The following is a 25,230-nucleotide window of genomic DNA, read 5'->3' on the forward strand; positions in this document are numbered from 1 at the left end:
GCCGGCAAACGTCGATCAGAGCGAGCGCACGAAGTCGATGAGGGCTTCGCGATCCTCCCGGGAGAGCGCGCGGAAGGCGGCGACCGAGTCGGCCGCCTCCGACGCCGGGCCGTCGTGGAGCAGGATGGCCTGCTCGATGGTCCTGGCGCGGCCGTCGTGGAGGTACGAGGTGCTGTGGCGCATGCCGATGAGCGGCGCCGTCCGCCAGGAGACGGAGCTCGCCGACTCGTCGGCCAGCCCGTCGGCGAGATCGGGGCCGAGGTCGTGCAGGAGGAAGTCGGTGTAGACGGGCGCGTCGATGTCCGCGAGCTGCGCGATCGGGTAGTCGGCGCGCGTCCGCAGCGAGGGGACGTGGCAAGCGGCGCAGTCGACCTCGGCGAACAACGCCTGACCGCGCTCGTCGGCGGGCGCGCGCCTCGGGATCTCCAGCAAGCGCATGTAGTCGGCGACGGCGTTCACCGTGTCGAGGACCACGTCCTCGCCCGGCTTGGCGTCGTCCGTGAGCCCGTCCGGGTTCGGCAGCTCGTCGGGGCGGAGCGGCGAGGTGATGCCCATGTCGCCCTGGTAGGCGTCGGCCGTGAAGTCATCGAGCGTCGCGACCCGCGCCTTGAACCCGAAGCGGCCGATGAGGTTCTCGTCGCCCTCGGCGAAGGCGTGGAACGTCTCGTCCGCGTTCTTCTTCGAGTGGAACACCACCCGGTTGATGCGCCCGCGGATGGCGTCGCCGCGCGCGGCCTGCTCGGTCGCGACCCGCTCTATCTCGGCGTCGTCGACCGCCTCCATGTACCCGCGACCGAACACCGGCGGGCCGAGGCGCTGCGAGAGCTTGATCGTCCCCTCGAGCTCGGGCCGCGCGAGCGTCGTCGCCCCGGCGACCCCGTAGGGCCGCATCGTGTGCCCGTAGGGGAGCGCCGCCTGATCCACCGCCGGCGTCACGCCGTCGGCCTCGACGAGCACCATCTTCTGGACGGCGCCCGGGCCGCGCGCGGCCCCCTCGTGGCACCCCGCGCACGAGGAGCGGATGTACAGCGGCCCGAGCCCGTCGCGCTCGCGAAACACGAAGTCGAAGAGCGCGTCGCCCTCCTTGAACCGGGCCACCTGCTCCGCGGAGGCGCCGTGCAGCGGGATGTCGCTGAGATCATCGCCGATCAGCTGCAGGCCGAGCAGCGGGTCGTCGGGCGCAGGCTCTCCGCCGCAGCCGAAGATGAAGAGCACAGGAAGCGCGAGAACTGAGGCAAATCGCGACATGTTGTCGACGCGTAGCGTAAGGGTAATTGAAAGTCGATGTCAACAACCCGGAACGCCGCGCTGACCGCTGCTGATCTCGCACGGACGGTCCGCGTCACCGCGCGAAGCGCGGCGGAGGTCCAGGCGCTACACTGCGGGGCCGGCGCGGACGGGGCCCACGCTGGAGGACGGCGGATGACGCAGCGAGAAGACGAGCGGCGCGCGGCCTCGATGGCCCTCAGGGACGGGCTGCGGGAGCTCGCGTGGCTCGACGATCGCCGCGCGGCCCACCTGGCGCTCAACGCCGGCTGGCTCCGGTACATGGGCCCTGGCTACGGCAACGACGTCTGCTCGATGTGCGGCGCGCTCCTCGAGCGGGGCACGGCGTACATGCACTGCGCGCCCTGCCTGGCGACGCGCGGGATCGACGAGCAGGCGCTGCTCCGCGCCTGCGCGGACGCGATGGCCGGGGACTGGCCGTTCCAGGACCGCCGGCCCGACGGTAGGCGCTGGGCGCACGCGCTGATCGCGTTCTGGCGGAACCACGTCGATCCGATGGAGTCGAGGGCGGTCCCGTACCGGAACAACACGCTCGAGTCCGCCTTCCACTACGTGAAGCGGCGGCTCGCCGAGGCGGGGGTCGCGGAGATCTGGACGTTGCCTGAAGAGAGCCAGCGCGGGCTCGATCCTGCGATGGTCGTGCGCGCCCGGGGCGGCGCGGTGGCGATCGGCGTCGCCACGCAGCGCCGCATCGCGACGGCCGAGGACGGGGCGCCCGGCGGGCACGTCGCGCTGTTCGACGAGTTCCTCCGCCTCGCGGGCGAGCGGGAGGGGTTCCTGGTGGTCGAGAAGCTGAGCCGGCGCGCGCGGCGCGACGCGCCCGTCCGGGAGAGCGCGGTGACGACCGCCGAGGGACGGCGCGTGACGCAGCTCCGCTGCATGCAGGAGGACCGGAGCTGGCCCGCGCCCCCGGCGCCGGCGTAGGCGCTCTCCGGCGGCCAGCGCGCTACTGCCGGAAGGACTGCTCGATGTCGTAGATCTCGGCCGCGACGCCGTCCTGCCCGTTGTACCGCGCCGAGCCCCCGCGCCCGCCGAGCCCGGCCTCGCCGAGCTCGATGGTCGTGTTCGAGAGGGAAGGCGCCCTGACCGCGTAGGCGACGGCGATCGAGTGCCCGCCGAGCCCACCGCCGCCGTGGCCGCCCCGGCCGCCTCGCCCGCCCGGGCCGCCGCTGCAGGCGGCGTTCAGCCCCGTGGCCTCGCCCAGGATGCCGCCGGGCCCGCCCTGACCGCCCTCGCCGCCCTCCTGGCCCCTGCCGCCGTCTCCGCCGTCGCCCCCGCGCCCGGTCCTCAGCACCACGTCGTCGAAGAGGACCGTCGCGCTCCCCGCGAACACGGCGATGCTCGCCCCGCCCGCGCCCCCGCCGTTGCCGCCGAGCCCGCCGCAGCCGCCTGCGCCCCCGGAGCCGCCCGCGGCGCCTCCCGCCGTGCTCTCGAACGGGCACATCAGCGCGCCCGCGCCGCCCTTGGCGCCGCCGCCGCCCCCGCCGCCCTGACCCGGCTTGCCCGGCGTGCCGTTGCCGGCGAGCGGGCCGGTGTACCCGTCCAGGATCACGTCGCCGAAGCCGGCCGCCCCCGCGCCCGGACGCCCATCTGCGCCGTCCGCGCCCGCCACGCCCGGCGTGCAGGCCCTGCTGCTGGACTCGCCACGCCCGCCGTTCTCCGCGCTGGTCTCCGCGCCGCGCGGGTCCCCGTCGCCGCCATCGGAGCCCGACGAGATCGAGCCGACGCCCCCGCTGCCGCTGCGCGAGTCGTCCTCGCGGTCGTCGGGCGTACCGCAGGTGTTGAACACCGGGGCCCCGCCGAGGACCGAAGCGGACGTGCACGCGGCGTTGCCGAAGTTGCCGGACTGCCCCGCCTCGGCGGGGTCGCTCGCGAACGACTCGCCCTCTTTGCCCGGCGCCCCGTCGCCCGCCTCGAGGATGCACCGCGTGAAGGCGACCGGGATCCCCGAGGTGTTCGCGGCGATCGAGGAGCGGCCAGCCAGCTCGGTGTGGGTCGGCAGGATCGAGCGCGCGATGACGTGGAGGTCCTCGACGAGCACCGTCGCGGCGCCGCTGCCGCCATGGAACTTGATCGGTGTCTCGCCTTCAGGCGCGGTGAGCGTCGTCTTCTTCTTGTCGCCTATCCACCGCCAGTCGTCGCGGCAATCGAGCCCACCGAAGATCCTGTGTCCCGCGGGCACGAGCACCGCCTCGTCGAACTCCTCGGCGCAGACGTAGATGCGCTTTCCCTTGCTAAAGGCGAGCTCGAGCGCCTTCGAGAGCGTCTTCAGCGGCGCCCCCGAGGTCCCCGCGTTGCCGTCGTGCCCGGTGCGGGAGACCCACAGGCCGCACGACGAAGCGATCTTCCCCTTGGCCTTGCTCGGAGTGCAGTCGTCGTCCGACGGCCCATCATCGATGGGTATCTGGATGGAATCACCCCCGCCGAGGCTGCAACCGCTGGCCGTCGCCGCGGCAGCCGAAATGAATCCCAGCAATACGAGTGCATCAGCTTTGAATTGAATCCCCATACTATTCTTATTCCGGCCACCCCGGGGCGTTTACCAAGCAAAGCGACCTGGCGCCTCCCGCGCGGCGCGCTCTCCACGGATGTTCTCGTCGCGGCCGCCGTCGCCGCGGGGTGTCAGCGCCGCGCGCGACGGGGGCTTAGAGCGCGACGTCCCCCGCCGGAAGGAGGTGTATCTGCCGAGCTGCCATCGCGGTCGCCCATCGCGCTTGCCCATCGCGGTGGTTTCCGTGCGAACATCGGCCCATGAGCGCGAACCTGAAGGACCTCGTGCGCGAGCTGCTCGACGCCGGCGGCGGGGAGCCGCTCGAAGGCGGTCGCTTCCTGCCGCTCGTCACGCTCGAGTCGGGCGCGCGGGTGGGGCTCGACGGCGCGGGCGGCTGGGTCTTCGCGCCCGAGGACGGCGGGGCGGCTCAGGCGTTCGCGCCCGAGCGCGGGCGCGTCTTCTTCGAGGTGCTGGAGTCGCGGCGGGACGACTTCGACGCGAGCATCGAGGCGGCGGCGAAGGCCGCGGGCTTGCCCCCCGAGGAGGTGGCCTTCTCGTTCCCCGCGGTCGACGTCGTCCGGGCGGTGCTCGCGCGGGGCCTGCCGAGCATGACGCGCCTCGCGCTCGCGTGGCTCCGGCTCACGGAGGCGCGGGCGCTCCGCGCCGACATCGCGGCCGTGTCGCGCGACCCGACTATGCCGGTGCCCATCCGGGACCTGGCGGAGCGCCTCACGGTCCCGGAATGAGCCCGCGCCGCGCGGCCGAGCCCCCGCCCCGAGGCGAGCCCGGCGCGGGGGAGGGCGGTCGGACGGCGGCGAACGACCCGAGCGGGACGGGCGAGATCAGACGGTCGCGAACGACTCGACGGGGATGTCCAGGGCGGACGAGTCCTCGCGGCCGAGGAGCTCGGCGGAGAACTTCGCGTGCGGGAGCACGTTGGACGCGAAGTAGAGGGCCGCGTGCTTCTTGCCCTCGTAGAAGGCGCGGTCCTTCGCGCCGGCGTCGCCCTGCGGCAAGGTCTCCAGCGCCTTGAGCGCGATGACCGCGCCGTCGAGCAGGAGCCAGCCGATCGCCAGCTCGCTCATCATCTCGAGGAACCGGTTCGCCGCGAGCGGCACCATCGGCATCTTGCCCATCTGGAACCACGAGAGCAGCCGCATCGCGGTGCCGGCGACGGCCTCGTGCGCCTCGCGGAGCTCCTTGACGCTCGCGGCGAGGACGGGGTGCTTCTCGTGCGCCTTCACGAACTCGGCCACGTCGTTCAGGAAGGCCTGCAGGTTGGCCCCGCCGGCCTGGCCGAGCTTGCGCCCGACGAGGTCCATCGCCTGGATGTGGTTCGTGCCCTCGTAGATCGAGAAGACCTTCGCGTCGCGGCAGTACTGCTCGACCGGGTAGTCCTTCGTGTACCCGGCGCCGCCGAAGGTCTGGATCGCCGTCTCGCAGACGCGGAACGCCTGATCGGACGAGTAGGCCTTCACGAGCGGCACGAGCAGATCGACCTGGCCCTGGTTGTACGCGGCCGCGCGGTCGTCCTTGCCCTGGTAGACGGCGACCGCGTCCTGGTGGCGCGCGAGCTTGATGATCAGCGCCCGGATGCCCTCCACGCGGCTCTTCATGTCGAGCAGCATCCGCCGCACGTCCGGGTGGTCGACGATCGGCACGCGCGGCGCGGTCGCGTCCTTCCACTGGAGGATCGACGAGCCCTGCTTGCGGTCCTTCGCGTACTCGAGCGCGTTCAGGTACGCGGACGACGCGACCGACACGCCCTGCAGGCCGACCGAGATGCGCGCGCCGTTCATCATCCGGAACATCTGCGGCATGCCCTGGTGCTCGACGGTGCCGACGAGCTCCCCGAGGCAGCCGTCGTTCTCGCCGAAGTTGAGCACGCACGTCGACGAGCCGTTGATGCCCATCTTGTGCTCGATGTTGCCGACGAGGACGTCGTTCGGCTCGCCGAGCGAGCCGTCGTCGTTCACCCGGAACTTCGGCACGACGAACAGGCTGAGCCCCTTCGTCCCGGGCGGAGCGCCCTCGACGCGGGCGAGCACGAGGTGCACGACGTTCTCGGTGAGGTCCTGGTCGCCGCCGGAGATGAAGATCTTGGTGCCGCGGATGAGGTACTTGCCGTCCTTCTGCTTCACCGCGGTCGTCCGCGACGAGCCGACGTCCGAGCCGGCCTGGGGCTCGGTCAGGCACATCGTCCCGCTCCACTGCCCGCCGAACATCCGCTTCAGGTAGATGTCGCGCTGCCGCGGCGTCCCGAAGTGCTCGATCAGCTCCGCCGCCCCGTAGGTCAGCCCGGGGTACATGTTGAGCGCCGCGTTGGCGCCGCAGAGGAACTCCTCGACCACCGTGTAGAGCGTGAACGGGCCGCCCTGGCCGTCGTAGGCGGGCGAGACGGAGACCGACTTCCACCCGGCCTCGTACAGCTTGTCCCAGGCCTCCTTGAACCCCGGCGGGGTCTTGACCTGCCCCGCCTCGATGCGACAGCCGACCCGATCGCCGACCGTGTTCAGCGGGCCGAAGACCTCGCACGCGAACTTGTACACCTCGTCGACGACCATCGAGACCTCGTCGCGCCCCCACGCGTCGTACGGCGCGTTGCCGAGCAGCTCGTCTAGGCGGAATTGCTCGAACAGGAGGAAGCGGATCTCGCGGAGGTCAGCCTTGTAGCGGTTCTGGAAGGTTTGGGCGTTCGACATGGGAGACCTCCTCGGTGCCGCGGCATCCGGCGCTGGCAGCCGGTACCCTTCCCGGTCTACCGCGCAGCCGCGGCATAGTTCTTCATTCGCCTAGCATGCCGCCGCGTCGCGTCAACATGCGTCCGTGACAGGGGGGCCATCTTCCGGAAATCAGACGCGATCCGGGGGCCTGCCGGGGGTGTCGTGGGGCGGGTCCGCGGCGGGCGCCAGGGCGGTGGATCCGACGGGCGGCGCGGCGTAGGCTCCGTCGCGATCGAACCATGTCCGACCCGGCTTACATCACGCCCGGCGGGGCGAAGAAGCTGTCCGAGGAGCTCGCGCGCCTCCGTTCCGTGGAGCGGCCGCGCATCGTCCAGGAGGTCGCCGACGCGGCGGCGCAGGGCGACCGCTCCGAGAACGCCGAGTACATCTACGGCAAGAAGAAGCTGCGCGAGATCGACCGGCGGATGCACTACCTGACCAAGCGGCTGGAGAAGGCCGTGGTCGTCGACCCGTCGGAGCAGCGCGGCGACAAGGTCTTCTTCGGCGCGACGGTCGAGATCGAGGACGAGGACGGCGCGCGCCACACCTACCAGATCGTGGGCGAGGACGAGATCGACAGCGGGGCCGGGCGCATCAGCTGGCGCTCGCCGGTCGGCCGATCGCTCCTCGGCAAGCGCGCGGGCGACGTGATCACCGTGCGCCGCCCGGCGGGCGAGGCGGAGATGGAGATCATCTCGGTGCGGTACGGCTGAGCGCCGCAGCGGCGCGGCCGGAGGAAGAGGAAAAGGAGCAGGAGTTCGGCATGAGGATCTTGCACACGATGCTGCGGGTCGGCGATCTCGAGCGCTCGATCGGCTTCTACAGGGACGTGCTCGGGATGCAGCTCCTGTCGCGGAAGGACTACCCGGAGGGCAAGTTCACGCTGTGCTTCCTCGGGTACGGGAGGAACCCGGAGCACGCGGAGATCGAGCTCACGCACAACTGGGGCGTGGAGAAGTACGAGCTCGGCACGGCGTACGGGCACGTCGCGCTCGGGGTGGACGACATCTACGCGGCCTGCGACCGCATCCGCGCGGCGGGCGGGAAGATCACGCGCGAGCCGGGCCCGATGAAGCACGGCAAGACGGTGATCGCGTTCGTCGAGGATCCGGACGGCTACAAGGTCGAGCTCATCGAGGAGTCGAGCCGCAACCAGTAGCCCGACGATCGAGGCCGGCAGGCCGAGGTCGAGGCGAGGTCGAGGAGAGAGCGCGCGACCGGAGAGGCGCGGAGCGGGGCGGAGGCTCGAGGGCCTCCGCGGCGTCCGCGCCTCGTCGCGTGGATCCCCTCGCGAGGCGCCGAGGTTCTCAGGCGCTCGCGACCGGCGCTGCGTCGTTCGCCGGCTCGGGGGCGGGCAGCGCGCCGCCGTCCGCGGCGGCCGCGTCGTCGGCCGACGCCTTCGACGGCGCCTCGGCGGCCGCGCCGCTCGCGGCCGCGGCGGCCTTCTCGGCGTTCCGCGGGCGGCCGCGCGGCTTCTGCAGGAGCGACGGGGCCAGGTCGCCGTCGCCGCCCTCGTGCCAGCGCAGGTAGGCGACGGCGCGGCGGCACTCCTCGTAGGCCTTGGCGACCAGCGAGATCGCGCGGGCGCGGCGATCGCTCGCGTCGGTGATCTTCGGCGCCGCGGACGAGCCCTTGCCGGGCTTCGCGGCGAGCGCGGCGAGGAGGCGCACGCCGAGATCCGCGGCGCGCTCGAGCTCCTCGTCCTCGACCGCCGTCTTCGCGCGGACCTTGTCCCAGGAGCCGCGGAACAGCTCGGCGAGGGCGATGAGATCGCTCGCGAGATCCGTGTGGCCCTTGCCCTTGCGGATGTCGGCGACGCGCTGCTTGTCGAGCAGGTTCCTGTAGGCGAGCGCCTCGGCGGCGACGAGGAGCCCCTCGCGCAGCGTGCCGGCGTCGTCGGTGAGCTTCTTCGCGTCGAGCTCGCTCGCGGGCGTGCTGTAGAGCAGGTCGGCGTACCACGCCGCGAGGGCGTAGTCCTCGAGCTCGTCCAGCATCTCGATCGGGTGGTTCGGGAGATCGCGGACGATCTCGTCGCGGAGCTCGCGCAGGTGGGGCAGGGCGGAGAGCACGGAGCTCACGGCCCTGGGGACCTCGACGTAGACGGTCACGAGGTCCTCGGGGCCGAGCTCGAGGAGCTTCGGCTCAACGCGGCCGTACGCCGCGAGCGCGGCGGCAGGCGAGGACGGGAGAACGGGAGCAGGTGCTGCTTTCGGGGGTCGCGCCATACAGATGTCTCCAGCGGAGGGCGCGCACACTGCCAGACGGAAGCGCGAAGGGAAAGGGGGGCGTGCGACGACGCGACGTCCATCGTGCCCTCGCGTGCCCTCGCGTGCCCTCGCGCGCCCTCGCCGCCGCGCTCCCGCATGGCGGGCCGCCAAGTCAAGCCTGGAGATCGCGAGGGCAGCACATTCCGGCGATGCGATGGGTTTTCTCGCGATCCGTCGCGGCGGCCCGCCGGCGCGCGCCCCCTTCGGACGCGCCCCGCGCGGGCGCGCGATCTCCGGCGGACGGCGGCCTGTCCAGAACAGGCTCGGCAGGGCGCTGCGCTCTGGTAGATTGCCGCCCGAGGAATCGAGACATCATGTACGCGATTGCGATCATCCGTTACCGGCGCCCGCTCGACGAGGTGCTGAAGGTCGTCGACGACCACCGCGCTTATCTCAAGAGGCTCATCGATCAAGGGCTGGTGCTCGCGTCAGGGCCGCTCGACCCGCGCTACGGCGGAGCGATCCTGCTCCGGGTGCCGGACGACGCGGCCGGGGCGACGCTGGATCAGATCCGGGACGGCGATCCCTTCACGCAGAAGGGGATTGCGCAGTACGAGCTCCTGCCGTGGGCGCCGGTGTTCGGGAAAGAGGAGCTCGATCGGGTCTTCGCCCCGAAGGCCTGAGGCGAGGGCAGCGTCGCGCCGTGGCGCGCCGCGGCCCGCGCGCTACGGGGCGCCGAACGCCAGCACGCCCGCGTCGTCGGTCGTGTGGGCGCTGCCCGGCGTGACGCGGACCACGAGCTCCGCCCCTTGCGGCACGACGGCCACGTCGTAGCCGGCCCTCGGCGAGAGGCCGGTGATCACGTGCCTGCGCGTCGCGGCGGGCACCCGATAGGACACCGGCCCCGGGGTCGCTTGCAGGTCCGAGCGGAAAAGGACGGCCCGGCCGGCCACCAGGGCGCCCTCGACGCCGGAGCCCTGGGCGCCCTCGATCCGCACGGCCGCGTCCATCGTCGCGCCCGCGTCCGCGCCTTGCAGCACGTGGAGGAAGCGGACGTCCGCGGGGCCGGCCGGGTCCTCCACGACGAGGCGGTGGGTCGTCGGCTCCATCTCCGCCGCGTCGTCGACGTCCTCGACCGGCACGGCCGTCATGCGGGCGCTGCGGGGCAGGAGGCTCTGGACGAACAGCGCCTGCCCCCTCGGGGTCACGGCGGTGGCCGTCCGGCCCGAGATCTGCGGCGCCGCGGTGGTCATCAGGTTGAACCGCTTGAACCGGCCGGCGGTGCGCGACGCCGCGCGGTCGTAGACCACCACGTGATCGGGCTCCAGCCAGACGACCGACCGGCTCGCGTGGACGATGTCGCTGGCGGCGTCCGACGGGACCCAGGCGTTCGCGCGGGTGTTGTAGAGGTCCGTCGCGACGCCCTCGGCGAACACGTAGCCTGCGCCCCGGCTCATGCGCGCGATCGGGTCGCCGGCGGCGCGCCCCTCGCGCCACTGGCCGCCTCGCGGGGCGAGCTCCTTCTCGAACCAGCGCAGCCGCGACGGCTGGTCGTTCTGCAGGGAGAGGGTGTTGTGGTAGTCGGCCGTGGACCCGATGAGGTTGCTGGAGTAACTCGTGTGCTCCTTGGTCAACCACTCTCCCTTCCGGTAGAGCTCGATCTGATTGCAGTCCCCGAGCTGGTGGTTGATGGTGACCCAGCCGCACCGCCACGTGAACCACGTCGCGCTCTTGGTCCAGTCCGAGCGCGCGAGCACGGCGCCGCGGCCCGGCGCCCGCTCGAAGAAGACGGTGGGCATCGCCGGGCGAGGATCCGGCGGGAGCGGCGCTGCCGGGTCGAAGAGCAAGAAGCTCAGGATGGCCCGGGTCGGGACCGGCGAGCCCCAGACCTTGGACGTGCGGGCGTAGAGCGCGGGCGCGCCGCCCTCGAACGCGTTGGCCACGATCCAGCGCGATTTCTGCAAGCGCGCCGTGTTGCCGGTGAGGAGGTCGTAGACGCCCAGCGAGCCGAACACCTCGGCGAAGCGCGGCTCGACCCGGACCCGCAAGGTGTCGCCGTAGTTCGCCGCCTCGTACACCGGCCCGAGGTCGGGCATCGACGGGTACGTGACCGGGCCCGGCGACATCGAGTGCAGGAACCCGTCCGAGAACCGGTCCCAGTACCCGCTGCGCAAGAGGCCGATCTGCGGGCCTGACAGGGCGCGGGCGTCGTAGCCGGCCGTGTGGAGCGCGAGGAGCGCCTGGTGGAGGCTCGCCAGCCCGCCGCCGTAGAGGAAGCCCTCCACGGGCAGGCCGCCGCTGGCCACGCCGAGGCCGTCGGGCGAGACGCCGAGGTGCTTGGCGGCGATCTCGGGCGCCTCGAAGATAGCGAAGGCCTGATAGAGCCAGGCGCCGGTGGCGTCCGCGCGGTAGCTGCGCAGCGTGTTGCCGAGCGCCTCCGGCGGGGTGTTCGGATCGAGCGGGCGGTCGTCCGCCTCGTCCATCGCGAGCGACATCAGCGTGACCTGGCGCAGGTGGCCGAGATAGAAGTTGTTCGCCGCCCACCGGAGCTGGAGCGGATCGCGGAGCAGCGCCGGATCGTTCATGACGCCGACCGGGTGGGGGTGCTCGTTGCCCGCCGTGGCGGCGTGAAGGTTGTCGTCAGCCCACCTGAGAAAAACCTGCCGTATTTTGGCCTTGTCCCCGGCGGAGAGCACGGGGCGGCCGCCCGCGTCGGTCGCGCCGTAGATCCAGTCCACCGTCAGCGGGAACCCATCGCCCCACCAGCGCGAGCGGTCGCCGGTCGCGAACTTCGGGTCGCGGAAGGGCTTGCCGTCGGCGCTCCCCTTGCTCGCCTCCTCGATGGCGTACATCAGCAGGTTGCGCGCCCTGACGGCGTGGACCGGGCGGGCCGCGACGTCCGGATCGATGAGCGACATGAAGGCGAAGAACTCGGCATACGCCTCGGTCGGATACTGCACGTAGGCGTTGGTGCCGCCGTCCGGCCACGCGGGGTTCGGCCGGCCATTCGGGTAGAAGCGGCCGTCGTACGCCGCGATGGCGCCCTGGAGCGCGGGCAGCATGGCCTCCTTGTACATGCGGTTGCGGCTGTCGGCCGCCCACCCGCGCAGCCTGGGGAGGTGGTCTTTCGTGAGCCAGAGTCGCGGGTGCCCTGCGGTGGGCGCCGCGTCGGCGCGCGCCGCCGCGCCGACAAGGCCCAGAGAGAGCGCCGCGGCGGTGAGGATGTGGTGAATCGGTCGCATGGGATCCTCAATGTTGCTCGGCGCGAACAGCCGCGCCGGCCAGCGTCGATCGACGCCGAGCAGCACGCGTCATGCCGGGTACAAGCGTGCGCGCCCCGCGTCACCCCGAAAGCGCCGAGCGTTCCTGCCGAACGGCCGCCCGCCGCCAGGCGCCGAAGCTCGCACCCGCGAAACATTCAAGAAACATTGTCGAAACATCGCGCCCGGCGCAACCGGCGCAACCGGCGCAACCGACGCGCCCAACGCGACCAACACGGCCAACGCGACCAGCATCCCGCTCGAGCCGCGCCGCTGTCGAAAGCTGGTGCTCGAGCGCGGGACGACGCGCAGGACGACGCGCAGGACGAGCAACGAGGCCGCCGCGCTGCCCGTCTCCGGGCGGCAGGCCCGGTTCAGAAAGGAGGAGGTGACGCGAATCTGTCGCACATGGGCGCGGATCTGCCGCTACACTATGAGAAGATGGGAGCCCTCCGCAGTATGCTCGCACCAGACTTCTCCCCGTTCCTCGGCGATCCACGGATCGTCGGCGAGGGCAATCTCGTGAAAGGCACCCTGATCGGCTCGCGCGCCCAGACGCTGCGGCAGAGCTATGGCGAGCGGTTCGTGGCGGATCTCGGCCGCCAGCTTTCGCCGCAGGCGGCCCGCTATCTCAGCGATCCGCCGATCCCGTCGACCTGGAACGAAATGGCGCCGCTCATCGAGATCGACTGCGCGCTCATCCACGGCGTCTTCGCCGGCAGGATGGAGAAGATGCGCCACTTCGGCGCGGACGTCGCCCGGAGCGATCTGACGACGATCTACAAGACGATGGCGCTGGGGAGCTCGCCGTCGATGCTCTTCAAGCGCTTCGGCCTCGTGTACAGGACTTACTTCAAATACGGCGACTTCAGCGTGCGGGTCGTCAGCGAGGTCGCGGGGAGGGTCACGCTCTCGGGCGGCGGCTTGCCGCTCTACCTGTGCAGTCAGGGCATCTCCGGCTGGATCGAGGCGGGCCTGGCGCTCGCGGGCAGCCGGCGCATCGCGGTCGACCACACGACCTGCAGGCACCACGGGGCGCCGCGGTGCACCTGGTCGATCTCGTGGGGGTGAGCGGCGAGGGGAGGGGGCTGCGCGGTCACGCCCGGCGCCGCGGCGCCGCGCGACGTCCCAGGCGTCAGGCGGCGGCCCGCCCGCCTTCTCCGAACGCCGCCCGCGCGAGCAGCCGGCGCAGCGCCTCCGCGCTCTCCTCCCAGGACGGCGGCGCCGCATCGGCGAACGCGCCGTCGTCCCAGGTCCGCGCGAGCGCGTCGCGCAGCGCGCGGCCGAGCGCTCCGGCGTCGCGCGGCGGGACGAGCAGCCCGGTGCGCCCCGGCGTCACCACGTCCGGAATGCCCCCCACGCGCGTCGCCACCACGGGCCGCGCCGCGGCCAGCGCCTCGAGCACCACGTTCGGGGTGCCCTCCGCCCAGCTCGGGAGCGCCAGCAGATCCGTCGCCGCGAGGTGGCGGGCAACCTGGGCGAGCGGCCGCGCCCCGACCGCGATGATCCGGCCCCGCTCGCCCCGCAGCTCGGCCGACCCGCCCTCGCGATCGCGCCGCAGCGCCGCCTGCTCGACCGCCGCCCGCTCCGGGCCGTCGCCGACGACCACGAGGTGGATCGGCTCGCCGCCGTCGCCGCCATCCCGGTCGATCGCCTCGAACGCGCGCAGCAGCTCGTGAATGCCCTTCTCGCGGAGGACGTTCCCGACGAACGTCACGACGCGCCCGCGCTCCGGGAGCCCGAGCTCGCGCCGGGCGGCGCGCCGGTCCGCCGGGCGGAAGAGCGCGCGGTCGACCCCGTTGCGGACGAGGACCGCGCGATCCCGCGGGGCGCCGAGCGCCGCGAGCGCCTCCACCATCGGACGGCTCACGCCGATCGCGTACGCGGCGGACCGGAGCGCGCCGCCGACGAGCGGACGCACCGAGCGCCAGCGGGCGACGACGTTCACGTCCGTGCCATGGGCCTTCACCGCATAGGGGAGGCCGAGCATCCGGGCGAGCAGCGCCGCCGCGCAGGCGTCGGGGTACAGCCACGCCCCCAGCACGACGTCGAACCGCCCGCGCAGCCGCGGGACGTAGGGCAGGAGCCCCGCCAGGTAGAGCGGCGCGTTCACCGGCGCCAGCACGCGGCCCGCCCCCGGCAGGTACGGCGCGCGCGGGTGCACCACCGGCACGCCGTCGATCTCGTCGCGCTCGGGCACCGCCGTCAGGCGGCCCGGCCGCGTGCGCCCGCCCAGGAGCGATACGCCCGGGTGGTACGGGATCGCGGCCAGCACCTCCACCTCGCAGCGCCGCGACAGCGCCGCGAGCTGCTGCCGCTGGAACGCGCACGACAGCGGCTCAACCCGGTTCGGAAAGATGCGCGTCACCCAGAGAACGCGCAGCGGCCTCGACAAGCCTTCCTCCTCCACGCCCGCGCCCACGCCGGATTTCATGATGTAATTCATACTACAAACCGTCCTTCCGCCCCAGCGGGGCAGGGACCGACTCGAGGTACGTCCCGCCCTGCCTGCGCACGTCCACGCCGGGAGAGCCCGCGGTGCCAGCCCCCGAGGAGCGCTCAGGTCGCCGCCGCGCGCAGCCATGCGCCACACCCGCGGCATGCCGGGGTCAAATTTGTAATGTTGCAAACATCAACGAACGTGGGACGCTCCGGGCGCCGGGCGCTGCCGGGGAGGGGAGGGCGGCCGATTCGGGTCGTGCCCGCCGCGCGGCGTGCCGCTCGACAGCAAGGGGGCGCGTGTTCTCGTTCGTCTTGCCGATGTGGGAGTCCGACGTGACGGCGCAGGCGGCGGTGGAGCAGAGCGTGGCGTCGAACGTCGGGGACGTGGGCTCCGGCGCGCTGATGGCCGGCGCCGGGGGCTCGGTCGAGGGCTCGCTGCGCGGCGAGCGCTCGCGCTACGGCTTCAGCGTCGACGGGAGCTACGGGCGGGTCCTTCAGGTCTCGCTCGACGCGGCGCGCTCCGCGCCGTCCGACAGCGTCTCGGCGCGCCTCGGCGGGGGAGCGGGCTGGACGCTCTCGCCGCGCGCGGACCTCTCGATGGCGGCGGCCGGCTACCTGGCGACCCGCCTCGGCGTGCGCGCCGCCGACGCGCTCGCCGCGCGCGATCCGTTCCTGTACGGCAATCGCCTGCAATACACGCTCTCCGGGGGACCGGCCCTGTCGATCGCGACATCGCGGCGAGCCGCGGCGCGCCTCGAGCTCGGGTACGAGCAGGCGGGCGCGCTCTCGGCCGACGACCCGGCCGGGGTCGGGATCGACGCGCACACGGGGCGGGCCCAGGTGAGCACGTCGATCGACCTCGGCGCGCTGGACACGCTGACCCCCGAGCTCCGGTACGAGATCACCCAGTATCATCACGCGCTGCTCGACACCGAGCTCACGCGCGGGGAGGCCCGCGTCCACGCCGGCGCGGCGCTCCTGTCCGCGACCCACGAGCTCACGCGCAACGCCTCGGCGCGCGCCTCGGGCGGCGTGACCGTCGCGAGCCCGCCGCCCGTGCTGTCGTCGCGCGACGCGGTGATCGCGCCGACGGCGCGGGTCGGTCTCACCTACGTGCAGGAGCGCTACCGGCTGACAGCGGGGTACGCGTACGCCTATACGTCGCTCGGGCCGAGGATCGGATTCGGGCACGAGCACGAGGCGTCCCTCGAAGCGAGCTTCCGGCCTGCGCGGGGCGGCGCGACCCGCGATCTCCTCGTGACCGGCGTCGCCCGCTTCTCGACCGGCAGCGCCCCCGTCGCCGCGAATCCGCCGCTCCACCTCGCCCCCGGCGCGCCGGCGCCCTCCAGGGAAGGCTCGCTGTCCACGACCACGGCGCTCGCGGGCGCGGAGATCGCCTATCCCCTGGCGCGCGGGATCGCGCTGCGCGGCGGCGTCGACCTGGAGTTCGTGCGCGCCGCGCTCGACCCGGCGCCGAGCACAGGCGAGGCCGGCGGCTCGCTGAGGAGCATCGTGACGGCCGGGCTCTCGGGGACGCTGTCGACGGATCGCCATCGGACCGTGCGCCGCGATCCCGACAGCGCCTGGGACGACGAGCGCCGCGCCGCGATGATCCAGGGAATGCCGTCCGGCCGCTGGCGACCGCCCGAGCCGGGCGGCGAGCGCGACGACCGCAGCGCCGCCTCCGGCGACACCGCCGCCCCCGGCGAGGCCCCGCGGGAGACGCCGCCCGCGCGCGCCGGTGACGTCGGCGCGCGATAAGCCGCGTCGACATACCTGTTCGACACACCCGTTCAACGCCCCTGTTCGACACGACGGGGCAAAGCGCGCTCCCGGCCGGAGCGACGCGCTCGCCGCGCCGCCGATCCGCAAAGCTCCCCGAGCGCGCGCCCGGAGACGACGTACTCAGTCCGTCGACAGCGTTCTCTCGCCGCGACTCCCCTCGTCACCGCGCATTCCCGGCGCAACCGCCCGCGATGTCGTCGATTGCGCCGCGCCCGGCTTCGCGCGCGGCGGCTCAGTCCGCCGCCGATGGACGAGATTCGTCGGAGGCATCTGGCGATCTGCCCCGGTCCGCTCTAATGTGGGTCCAACTACAACCGTGTGTGCCCCGCCGGAGGCGATGCGCCGTGGCGCGCGACCGCCCGGGGCGCTGGGCTAGACGAGTGGGGAGGGACGATGCTGGAGCTGTTCCGGTCGCCGCGCCGGGCCATGGTGTGGTTTGTCGAGGCCAGCCTGCTCTCGCTCCTGGTGTGTTGCGCGCCGGGCGTGCTCGTGGGCTGGGAGCACGCGCTCGACGGAGAGCGCTTCGGGCAGACGCTGAGCATCTCGCTGGTCGCGCTGGCGTCGCTCTACTATCACGGCCTGTACGGGCCGGAGCCGCCCAGGGCGCGCGCGCTGTTCCTGACGATGTTCCGGGCGCTCGGCATGGCGGCGGCGGTGCTGTGGCTCGCGTTCTGGCTCGTGCCGGACGCGGAGCTCGGCGACCGGGTGCTCCTGACGTCGCTCGGGGCAGCGGCGATCGTGCTCCCGGCGTGGCGCGCGGCGTGCAATCGGGTGCTGAGCAGCGAGAGCTTCTCCACGCTGGCGGTCGTGCTGGGGTCGGGCGAGCTCGCCCGCACGTGCGCGTCCCTCATCCGGAAAGACGGAGACGTCCTCGGGCTGCGCCTCGCCGGCCGGCTCGTCAGGGACGAAGAGCCGATCGACGATCCCGAGATCGCGGGCAGGACCCGGGATCTCCGGCGCCTCGTCGAGCAGCGCGGCGTCGCGGTGGTGATCGTGGCGATCCCCGATCGGCGCGCCGCCTTCCCGCTGGAGGAGCTGCTCGATCTGAAGTTCCGCGGCGTCCAGATCGAGGAGGGCATGGATTTCTACGAGCGCGTGACCGGCAAGATCTGCGTGCGCGAGCTGAAGCCGAGCCAGATCATCTTCTCTCACGGCTTCCGCGTGCGGCGGCGGACGCTGGTCGCGAAGCGGCTCTTCGACGTCGTATGCGCGAGCGCCGGGCTCGTGCTCGCATTGCCGCTGATGGCGCTCACGGCCATCGCGGTGAAGGTCGACTCCAGGGGACCGGCGCTCTATTCGCAGATCCGGACAGGCGCCCTCGGGAAGCCGTTCCGCATCCACAAATTCCGGTCGATGCGGACCGACGCCGAGAAGAACGGGGCCGCGTGGGCCATCGAGAACGATCCGCGCGTGACCCGGGTCGGGCGGTTCATCCGGAAGACGCGGCTCGACGAGCTGCCTCAGCTCTGGAACGTGCTCGTCGGCGAGATGAGCATGGTGGGGCCGCGGCCCGAGCGCCCCGAGTTCATCGAGGCGCTGGAGAAGCAGATCCCCTTCTTCCGGCAGCGGCTCTGCGTGAAGCCGGGCGTGACGGGGCACGCACAGGTGCGCTGCCGTTACGGCGCGTCCGCCGAGGACGCGCTGGAGAAGCTCCAGTACGATCTCTATTACATGAAGAGCTTCTCGCTCTGGTTCGATATCTCCATCCTCATCGACACCGTGAAGGTCGTGCTCTGGCGCATCGGCGCACGGTGAATGCTCCGGCTGCCGACGCGTGCAATGGCTGCGCTCTTTAACGACGCGCCCGGTGGCGCGGCCTCTGCAGAGAACGCCCGAGGGATCGGCGAGCGTCGGTCTCCGGGGGGATCAGCGATGAAGACGCGGATGAAGGCGGGCATCGTGAGCTCGGTGTTTCTGCTCCTGGGCTGCGCGGAGCTCGACCGGGCGCCGGACGAGCGCGTCGCCGCCGCGCAGAGCAGCGTGAACGGCCCCGCCTTCCGCTTCATCGAGGGTGGGCCCGTGCCCTACGTGCTCGGCTACACGCCCGAGACCGGCCAGATCCTCGGCGGCGCCCACCAGCTGCTCATCCCCACGACCGGCGGCCGCGAGGCGATCGACGGCGCCAACCTGCCCTCGCACCTGCACCCCGATCTCCAGGGCGCCCGGCTCCGGCTCGACACGACGCTGCTGCAAGGCGAGGCGCAGTCGAGCGCGTTCCCCTCGAACTGGTGGCCCCAGCGGCAGAACGGCATCGCCGACCGCTGGAACTCGATGTTCAAGAACTACTCCGATCGGACCTCCGACCCGGACAACCTCTCTCCCGTCGAGAAATACGACGTTCTCTTCCACCCGGGACAGATGGAGTCGCTCGCGAGCATCGCCACGTGGAGCGCGGACGACCTCCGGAGGCCCCCGTACCTGCGCAACCCGCCCTACATCCAGCCGGCGGTGGTCGTGGCCGGTCCGGCGACGCGCTGGGAGCTGCAGCATCACGGGCTCTACCAGGGGATCTATCCGGAGTACTGGTGGGGGCACTGCAACGGGTGGTCGGCGTACGTCGCCGCCGAGGGCGCCGGGCCGCGCCGCGACGTCCGGGTGAAGCTCGTCGACTCCAAGGTGACCGAGTGCGCCGCGGCGGAGACCGGGTGCGTCCTGTTCCGCATGGCGGACATCGAGGCGCTCATGAGCGAGGTCTACTTCAGCGACGCGGTGACCTTCTCGGGGCGCCGCTGCGAGACGCGGGCGGATCGGACGGCGCGCGACATCTACGGCAGGCCGCTCGACCCCGCCTGCCGCGACCTCAACCCCGCCACGATGCACGTCGCCATGACCGGGTTGCTCGGGGTCGGCGCGAAGCCGCTCTCCGGCGAGTCGACCCAGAAACAGCGGCTCATGTTCATCGTCGACCACACCTGGGACGCGGAGGTGTGGAGCTTCCCCGTGAAACAGTTCTCGATCGACACCATCGAGGAGATCGGCCCGCAAGACGCCGCGCGGCTCCTGTGCGGCGGCGCGTACATGGGCGCCGACTGTTACAGCTACCGGATGAACCCGGCCGCGAGGCGCTTCGTCCGCGTGGCCGCGCGCTTCTGGATGATCTCCGATTCGGTCACCGGCGAGACGCTGCTCCTCCCGCCCGCCCAGCGCGACGTCCCGCTCTCCGTCTCGGAGCTGCACTACGTGCTCGAGCTCGACAGCGATCTCACGATCCTCGGGGGGGAGTGGATCAAGAACCCGTCGATCGTCAACGGGATCAACGGCAAGGAGCTCCACCCCGACTACGCGTGGATGCCGGTCCGGGCCCAGGGGACCGGCGAGGACAGCGACGATCTCGGGGGCACCGAGGACAACCCCTACGTCTCGTACGCAAAGGTCAAGGCGCTGCTCGCGCTCGCGCAGCGCGGCGGCTGAGGGGCGCGGCCGCCGCGCGCGCCGCGCTCAGAGCACCCGGGAGATGTCGAGGATCTGCCGGCCGCCCTGCGGGGGCGTCACGAAGAGCTGCAGCGCGATCTCGAAGCGCGGCCCCTGGAAATAGCCGAGCCGGATCCGGTGCTTCCCCGGCTCCAGCATCACCGCGCCCTGCGCGCTCTGCGGCTCGTGCCGGCCGTCGTTCTCGACCACCACCCGGTCGTCGATGAAGAGCCTGGAGCCGTCGTCGGAGAGCAGCTCGAACTGGTGCGCTCCGCTGCGCGAGGTCACGAACTCTCCCTCGTACGAGATCTGGAACCACTCGTTGCGTCCGCCGGGCACGCCCGGGAAGCCGCTCTGCCAGGACCGCGGCGAGATATCGAGCCGCGGCGTGTAGAGGACCGCGACCGGGCTCAGCGAGGCGGTGTTCAGGAGGTGCGACGTGCCGTTCGGCACGAAGTACACGAGGCCGCGCAGCGCGTTCACCCCCGCGGTCTCGGGCCCGCCGAAGTCCGTCGCCTGCCCGACCACGACGACCCCCGGCGGCGCGGCGGGCACCGCGTCGATCGTGACCACCGCGCCGCTCACGAGGACCGGCCCGGCCCGCGGCGGCTCCGCCTGCGTCGTCACGGCGCAGCGCCCGACGAGCACCGCGGCGCCCAGGGCGCCCACCACGGCGCACGCCGCCGCCGCCTTCACCGTGACGGACGTCGCCCTCCACCAGAGTAGAAATCGACTCATAAGCGCTCCGTGTCTCCGCGGCCGGTCCGGCCGCTCGGCGGCTATGCACGCGGAGATGATGCGATTTGTCAAGGACAAGCGTCGCATTCGCGCCCGCGGAGACGACGTGTGACGACCGAGCCACGAGCGCTCCCAGGAGGTGGCGCACCTGGATATGGCGGTCGGGTAGATCCTTATGGCGCTCCCGGCCGCGCTTCGCGCCGACGTTCGCTGGCTGTTGTCCCAGACGTGTACTAAGCGTCAGGGGCTTTGATGCGAAGCGACGGTGAGAGCCGCGATGCCGCGACGGGGGTCCCGTCGCCCCAGCGAACACGGTTGGCCGACAGCCTCGTCGTCGCGCTCGGGGCGTCGGCGGGGGGCCTGGAGGCCTTCAGGGCCTTCCTCTCGGCGATACCGCCCGACAGCGGGTTCGCCTTCGTGCTCGTGCACCTCGAGCCGCACAACGCGGGCGTGATGTCGCAGCTGCTCGCCGCCCACACGGGCATGCCCGTGCTGGAGGCGACGGACGGGCTGCCGATCCAGCCGAGCCACGTCTACGTCACCCCCTCGCACGCCACGGCGACGATCCAGGACGGCGTCTTCCGGCTGAGCCGCCTCGCGGAGCCGCGCGGGCACCGCGCGGCGATGGACGCGCTGCTCCGGTCGCTCGCCGAAGAGGCGAAGCAGCGGGCGGTGGCGGTGGTGCTCTCCGGCTCGGGGCACGACGGCATGAGCGGGCTCAAGGTCGTCCGAGAGCACGGCGGGCTCACGATCGCGCAGCACCCCGCGACCGCCGCTCACCCGGAGATGCCGCGGCACGCGATCGACACCGGGCTCGTCAACTACGTGCTCGCCCTCCGCGACATCCCCGCCGCGCTGCTCGAGTACGCGCGGCGCCTGCCCGCGGAGGGGGATCGCGCGGACCTCGTCGAGGAGATCGCCGCGCGGCTGCCGGAGATCTGCGCGCTGCTCCTCGAGCGCACGGGGCACGACTTCCGCCAGTACAAGCGGACCACGCTGGTCCGGCGGGTGCAGCACCGGGCCCAGGTGCTGCGGGCGACCTCGATCGCCGACTACATGGCGCTGCTCCGGCGGGAGGCGGACGAGCCGACGCAGCTCGTCCGCGATCTCCTCATCGGCGTGACCGAGTTCTTCCGCGATCCGGAGACGTTCGAGGCGGTGCGGCAGGAGATCGTGCCGGCGCTCTTCGCGGAGCGCGAGGCGGACAGCCCGATCCGCGTCTGGGTGCCGGGCTGCGCCACCGGCGAGGAGGTCTACACGATCGCGATGCTCCTCATGGAGCACGTCGAGCAGCTGCCCGCGGCCCCGCGCGTGCAGATCTTCGGCACCGACGTGGACGACCAGGCCATCGAGATCGCCCGGCAGGGGCGCTACCCGAGCGAGGCGACGCAGCTCATCGCGTCGGGCCGGCTCGCGCGCTTCCTCGTCGCCGAGGAGGGCGGCGCCCGCTCGGTCGCCAAGGCGATCCGCGACGTCTGCGTCTTCTCCCGGCACGATCTCACCAGGGATCCGCCGTTCTCGCGGCTCGATCTGATCTCATGCCGCAACGTCCTCATCTACCTCGAGGGCGAGCTCCAGCGGCGGGTGCTCGGGGTCTTCCACTACGCGCTCGTCGATGACGGCTACCTGCTCCTCGGCCCCTCGGAGAGCGTGTCGCAGCGGAGCGACCTGTTCCGCCCCATCGACGGCAAGCGGCGGATCTTCCAGAAGAAGCGCGCCGTCGGGCACGCGCTGCCGCGGCTCCCGCTCGCCGAGCGGACCGGGGTGGACGGGCGCGCGGGCGAGCTCGCGCGCCGCGGCGCCTGGTCGGCCGAGCAGAGCATCGAGCGCACCATCGAGCGGTGCCTCCTCGAGCGCTATGGGCCGCCGTGCGTCGTCGTGAACGAGCAGGGCGACATCGTGTACCTGTCCGGCGAGACGGGGAAGTACCTCGCGCCGTCGACGGGGGCGCTCGACGTCAACGTCTCGAACATGGTGCTGCGGGCGCTGCGCCCCGAGGTGCGGTCGGCCGTGCACCGCGCCGTCAGGATGCGCGAGCAGGTGGTCCACGAGAACATCGCGGTCGAGACCATCGCGGGGACGCAGCGCCTCAACCTCGTCGTGCGGCCGCTCGGCGGCCTCGAGGACGACCTCGGCCTGTTCGTCGTCGTGTTCGACGAGCTCCGGCCGGCGGCGCGGGGCGAGGCGCCGCCGCCCGGCCCGCGGCGGGAGAGCGCGTCGCTCGTCGACCAGCTCGAGCACGAGCTCAAGGCCACGCGGGAGCACCTCCAGACGACGATCGAGGAGCTCGAGACGTCGAACGAGGAGCTGAAGAGCTCGAACGAGGAGCTCCTCAGCATGAACGAGGAGCTCCAGAGCCTGAACGAGGAGTTCGAGACGCTGAACAGCGAGCTGAAGTCGAAGATCGAGGCCCTCGACGCGGCCAACGACGACCTCCAGAACCTCCTGCTCAGCACCCAGATCCCGACGGTGTTCCTCGACGACGAGCTCAGGATCCGGCGGTTCACGCCCGCGGCGACGGAGGTCTTCCGGCTGATCGAGGGCGACATCGGTCGATCCATCCTCGACATCGCGGCGCGCTTCGACGCCTCCTCGCTCGTCGCGGACGCGCGCGACGTGCTGCGGACGCTCGCGCCGAAGGAGCGGGAGGTGCAGCTCGAGGACGGCCGCTGCTGCTACATGCTGCGGGTGCTGCCGTACCGCACGCTGGCGAACGTCATCTCGGGCGTGGTCGTCACGCTCGTGAACGTGACGAGCGTCAAGGAGGCCGAGGAGCAGCGCGGCCGGCTCGCCGCGATCGTCGCGTCGGCCGAGCAGGCGATCCTGGGCGCGGCGGTCGACGGGGCGATCACGAGCTGGAACGCGGCCGCGGAGCGGATGTTCGGCTACGGCGAGAGGGACGTGACCGGCCGCCCCGTGCACCTCATCATCGCGCCCGAGCGCGCGGACGAGATGCGGGCCGTCCTCGATCGGGTGCTCGGCGGCGAGCGGGTGGAGCCCGTGGAGACGGTGGGGATCGCGCGCGGCGGCGATCGGGTCCACGTCTCGATCAGCGTCGCGCCCATCCACGACGCCGGCGGCGCGATCATCGGGGCGTCCGCGATGCTGACCGACATCACGCGGCGCAAGCGCGCGGAGGAGGCGCTCCGCGCGAGCGAGGAGGACTTCCGCCTGATCTTCGAGAGCGCCGTGGTCGGCAAGGTCCAGTGCGAGCCCGCCACGGGCCGCTTCGTGCGGGTGAACAGGAAGTTCGCCGGCATGCTCGGGCACGAGGCGAGGGAGCTCCTCGGCAAGGCGCTCCTCGACGTCACGGCCCCGGAGGACGCGAGCGCCGTCGCCGATCGGTACGAGCGGCTGCTGCGCGGCGAGATCAGCGACTTCGCGCTCGAGAACCGCTACGTGACGAGGGACGCGAGGCGCCTCTGGGCGAGCACCACGGTGACGGCGGTGCGGGACGCGGGCGGCCGCATCACCCACACGATGGCGGTGGTGCAGGACATCACGCGGCGCAAGGAGGTCGAGGCGGAGCTCATCACGGCGCGCGAGGCCGCGGAGCACGCGAACCGCACGAAGGATCAGTTCCTGGCCGTCCTGTCGCACGAGCTCAGGACGCCGCTCACGCCGGTGGTCACCGCCGCGTCGCGGCTGCTCCGCCGCGACGACCTGCCCGACGAGGTCCGCCGGGGCGTCGAGATGATCCAGCGCAACGCCGAGCTCGAGGCGCGCCTCATCGACGATCTCCTGGACCTGACGCGGGTGGTTCGAGGCAAGCTCGAGCTGGTCACGCACACGGTCGCGGCGCGCACGGTGCTGGAGCACGCGATGGAGATCTGCGCCGACGAGGTCGACGCGAAGAGCATCCGGCTGACGCTCGACGTCGCGCCCGGCGAGCACTGGGTCTCGGCGGACGTCGCCCGGCTGGAGCAGGTGGTCTGGAACCTCCTGAAGAACGCGGTGAAGTTCAGCTATCCCGGGTCGCAGATCGAGCTCTGCTGCTATGACGAGGCCGCGCAGGTGGTCATCGAGGTGCGGGATCAGGGGGTCGGCATCGAGCCCGAGGTGCTGCCGCGGATCTTCGACGCCTTCGAGCAGGGGAACGCGGACACGACGCGGCACTTCGGCGGGCTCGGCCTCGGGCTCGCGATCTCGCGCGCGATCGTGCAGCTGCACGGCGGCACGATCACGGCGTCGAGCCCTGGGCGGGGGGCCGGGGCGACCTTCCGCGTCCTCCTGCCCGCCGCGAGGCCGCCTGCGGCCGCCACGCCGACGCAGGCGAAGGCCGCCGGGACGGCCGCGCCGAGGCGCGCGCTGCGCATCCTGCTCGTGGAGGACCACGAGGACACGGCGGAGATGATGAGCGAGCTGCTCACGCTGACCGGCCACACGGTGCGCATCGCCCGGAGCGTGCGCGCCGCGCTCGACCTGGTCGGGGCGGAGGCGTTCGATCTGCTCGTGAGCGACCTCGGGCTGCCCGACGGCAGCGGCACGGACCTGATCGCGTCGATCCGGTCCGCCGGCCACGAGCTCAAGGCCATCGCGTTGAGCGGCTACGGCATGGAGGAGGATCGCCGCAAGACGATCCGCGCCGGCTTCCTGGAGCACCTCATCAAGCCGGTGAGCTTTCGCGACCTCGACGCGGCCATCCAGCGCGTGATGGCGCGGTGAGGGCAGGGCCTACGGCGCGAAGCGGCGCGGCGAGGGCAGGCCTACGGCGCGGTGAGGGCAGGGCCTACGGCGCGGTGAGGCAGCGCGGCGAGCGCAGGGCCTGCGGCGCAGCGATGGCCCAGCCTGTGACGGCGCGCGGCCAGGTCAACGGGCTCAACAGGCTGTCGAGCGGCCCTGGAGAAAGCGGCCTGACGGCCGGGCATCGAAGATTCCGATGCGGT

The 25,230-nt window shown here is 72.3% G+C and carries 17 protein-coding genes; 10 read left to right on the forward strand and 7 right to left on the reverse strand.

Annotated elements, in window-relative coordinates; translation table 11 throughout:
* Positions 1 to 15: 15 nt before the first annotated feature.
* Positions 16 to 1,215 carry a di-heme oxidoredictase family protein gene (locus tag WMF33_RS21500; protein WP_437338900.1) on the reverse strand — a complete coding sequence of 400 codons (1,200 nt, stop codon included), beginning with the start codon at positions 1,213 to 1,215 and terminating at the stop codon, positions 16 to 18.
* A gap of 207 nt (positions 1,216 to 1,422) precedes the next feature.
* On the opposite strand from WMF33_RS21500, the gene WMF33_RS21505 reads away from it, so the two are divergent.
* Positions 1,423 to 2,211, forward strand: coding sequence for a hypothetical protein (locus WMF33_RS21505; RefSeq protein ID WP_437338901.1), 789 nt, complete (start codon positions 1,423 to 1,425; stop codon positions 2,209 to 2,211).
* 22 nt (positions 2,212 to 2,233) lie between these two features.
* Here the strand turns inward: WMF33_RS21505 and WMF33_RS21510 are convergent, their stop codons facing one another.
* Positions 2,234 to 3,763 (reverse strand): PGRS family protein, encoded by a 1,530-nt coding sequence (locus WMF33_RS21510; RefSeq protein ID WP_437338902.1) that lies wholly within the window; start codon positions 3,761 to 3,763, stop codon positions 2,234 to 2,236.
* A 275-nt stretch (positions 3,764 to 4,038) separates the two neighbouring features.
* On the opposite strand from WMF33_RS21510, the gene WMF33_RS21515 reads away from it, so the two are divergent.
* Positions 4,039 to 4,524, forward strand: a complete 486-nt coding sequence (locus tag WMF33_RS21515) for a hypothetical protein (protein ID WP_437338903.1) — start codon at positions 4,039 to 4,041, stop codon at positions 4,522 to 4,524.
* Between the two features lie 96 nt (positions 4,525 to 4,620).
* On the opposite strand, the gene WMF33_RS21520 is transcribed toward WMF33_RS21515, so the two are convergent.
* Complete coding sequence (locus tag WMF33_RS21520; protein ID WP_061628652.1) at positions 4,621 to 6,480, reverse strand: acyl-CoA dehydrogenase; 1,860 nt, start codon at positions 6,478 to 6,480, stop codon at positions 4,621 to 4,623.
* Positions 6,481 to 6,740: 260 nt separating this feature from the next.
* Between WMF33_RS21520 and greB the strand changes: the two genes are divergently transcribed.
* Together greB and gloA are read left to right on the forward strand one after the other, a co-directional pair.
* Positions 6,741 to 7,214: a transcription elongation factor GreB gene (gene greB / locus WMF33_RS21525; protein WP_020736264.1), complete on the forward strand. Its 474-nt coding sequence runs from the start codon at positions 6,741 to 6,743 to the stop codon at positions 7,212 to 7,214.
* 50 nt (positions 7,215 to 7,264) lie between these two features.
* Entirely contained in the window at positions 7,265 to 7,660 is a 396-nt protein-coding gene (gene gloA / locus WMF33_RS21530) for a lactoylglutathione lyase (RefSeq protein WP_061628651.1), read from the forward strand.
* A 148-nt stretch (positions 7,661 to 7,808) separates the two neighbouring features.
* Here the strand turns inward: gloA and WMF33_RS21535 are convergent, their stop codons facing one another.
* Complete coding sequence (locus tag WMF33_RS21535) at positions 7,809 to 8,726, reverse strand: hypothetical protein (protein WP_061628650.1); 918 nt, start codon at positions 8,724 to 8,726, stop codon at positions 7,809 to 7,811.
* Between the two features lie 356 nt (positions 8,727 to 9,082).
* On the opposite strand from WMF33_RS21535, the gene WMF33_RS21540 reads away from it, so the two are divergent.
* The gene (locus WMF33_RS21540; RefSeq protein ID WP_437321198.1) at positions 9,083 to 9,391 is read left to right on the forward strand and encodes a YciI family protein; all 309 of its coding nucleotides are present in this window, start codon (positions 9,083 to 9,085) and stop codon (positions 9,389 to 9,391) included.
* A gap of 42 nt (positions 9,392 to 9,433) precedes the next feature.
* Here WMF33_RS21540 and WMF33_RS21545 read toward each other — a convergent pair whose 3' ends face one another.
* Positions 9,434 to 11,950 (reverse strand): hypothetical protein, encoded by a 2,517-nt coding sequence (locus WMF33_RS21545; protein WP_437338904.1) that lies wholly within the window; start codon positions 11,948 to 11,950, stop codon positions 9,434 to 9,436.
* Between the two features lie 477 nt (positions 11,951 to 12,427).
* On the opposite strand from WMF33_RS21545, the gene WMF33_RS21550 reads away from it, so the two are divergent.
* Positions 12,428 to 13,039: a hypothetical protein gene (locus WMF33_RS21550; protein WP_437338905.1), complete on the forward strand. Its 612-nt coding sequence runs from the start codon at positions 12,428 to 12,430 to the stop codon at positions 13,037 to 13,039.
* Positions 13,040 to 13,103: 64 nt separating this feature from the next.
* Here the strand turns inward: WMF33_RS21550 and WMF33_RS21555 are convergent, their stop codons facing one another.
* Positions 13,104 to 14,402 carry a glycosyltransferase family 4 protein gene (locus WMF33_RS21555; RefSeq protein ID WP_437338906.1) on the reverse strand — a complete coding sequence of 433 codons (1,299 nt, stop codon included), beginning with the start codon at positions 14,400 to 14,402 and terminating at the stop codon, positions 13,104 to 13,106.
* A 305-nt stretch (positions 14,403 to 14,707) separates the two neighbouring features.
* Here WMF33_RS21555 and WMF33_RS21560 point away from each other — a divergent pair, with 305 nt between their 5' ends.
* The 3 genes from WMF33_RS21560 (at position 14,708) to WMF33_RS21570 (ending at position 19,606) form a co-directional block, all read left to right on the forward strand.
* Positions 14,708 to 16,171 (forward strand): hypothetical protein, encoded by a 1,464-nt coding sequence (locus tag WMF33_RS21560; protein WP_437338907.1) that lies wholly within the window; start codon positions 14,708 to 14,710, stop codon positions 16,169 to 16,171.
* Positions 16,172 to 16,588: 417 nt separating this feature from the next.
* The gene (locus WMF33_RS21565) at positions 16,589 to 17,950 is read left to right on the forward strand and encodes a TIGR03013 family XrtA/PEP-CTERM system glycosyltransferase (RefSeq protein ID WP_020736272.1); all 1,362 of its coding nucleotides are present in this window, start codon (positions 16,589 to 16,591) and stop codon (positions 17,948 to 17,950) included.
* Between the two features lie 117 nt (positions 17,951 to 18,067).
* Entirely contained in the window at positions 18,068 to 19,606 is a 1,539-nt protein-coding gene (locus WMF33_RS21570) for a hypothetical protein (RefSeq protein ID WP_437338908.1), read from the forward strand.
* Positions 19,607 to 19,633: 27 nt separating this feature from the next.
* Here WMF33_RS21570 and WMF33_RS21575 read toward each other — a convergent pair whose 3' ends face one another.
* On the reverse strand, positions 19,634 to 20,344 hold the full coding sequence (locus WMF33_RS21575) for a PA14 domain-containing protein (protein ID WP_437338909.1): 711 nt from the start codon (positions 20,342 to 20,344) through the stop codon (positions 19,634 to 19,636).
* Positions 20,345 to 20,659: 315 nt separating this feature from the next.
* Between WMF33_RS21575 and WMF33_RS21580 the strand changes: the two genes are divergently transcribed.
* Positions 20,660 to 25,009: a PAS domain S-box protein gene (locus WMF33_RS21580; protein ID WP_437338910.1), complete on the forward strand. Its 4,350-nt coding sequence runs from the start codon at positions 20,660 to 20,662 to the stop codon at positions 25,007 to 25,009.
* Positions 25,010 to 25,230 lie beyond the last annotated feature (221 nt).

This window comes from Sorangium sp. So ce394, from assembly GCF_051474665.1.
Classification (GTDB): domain Bacteria; phylum Myxococcota_A; class Polyangia; order Polyangiales; family Polyangiaceae; genus Sorangium; species Sorangium cellulosum_D.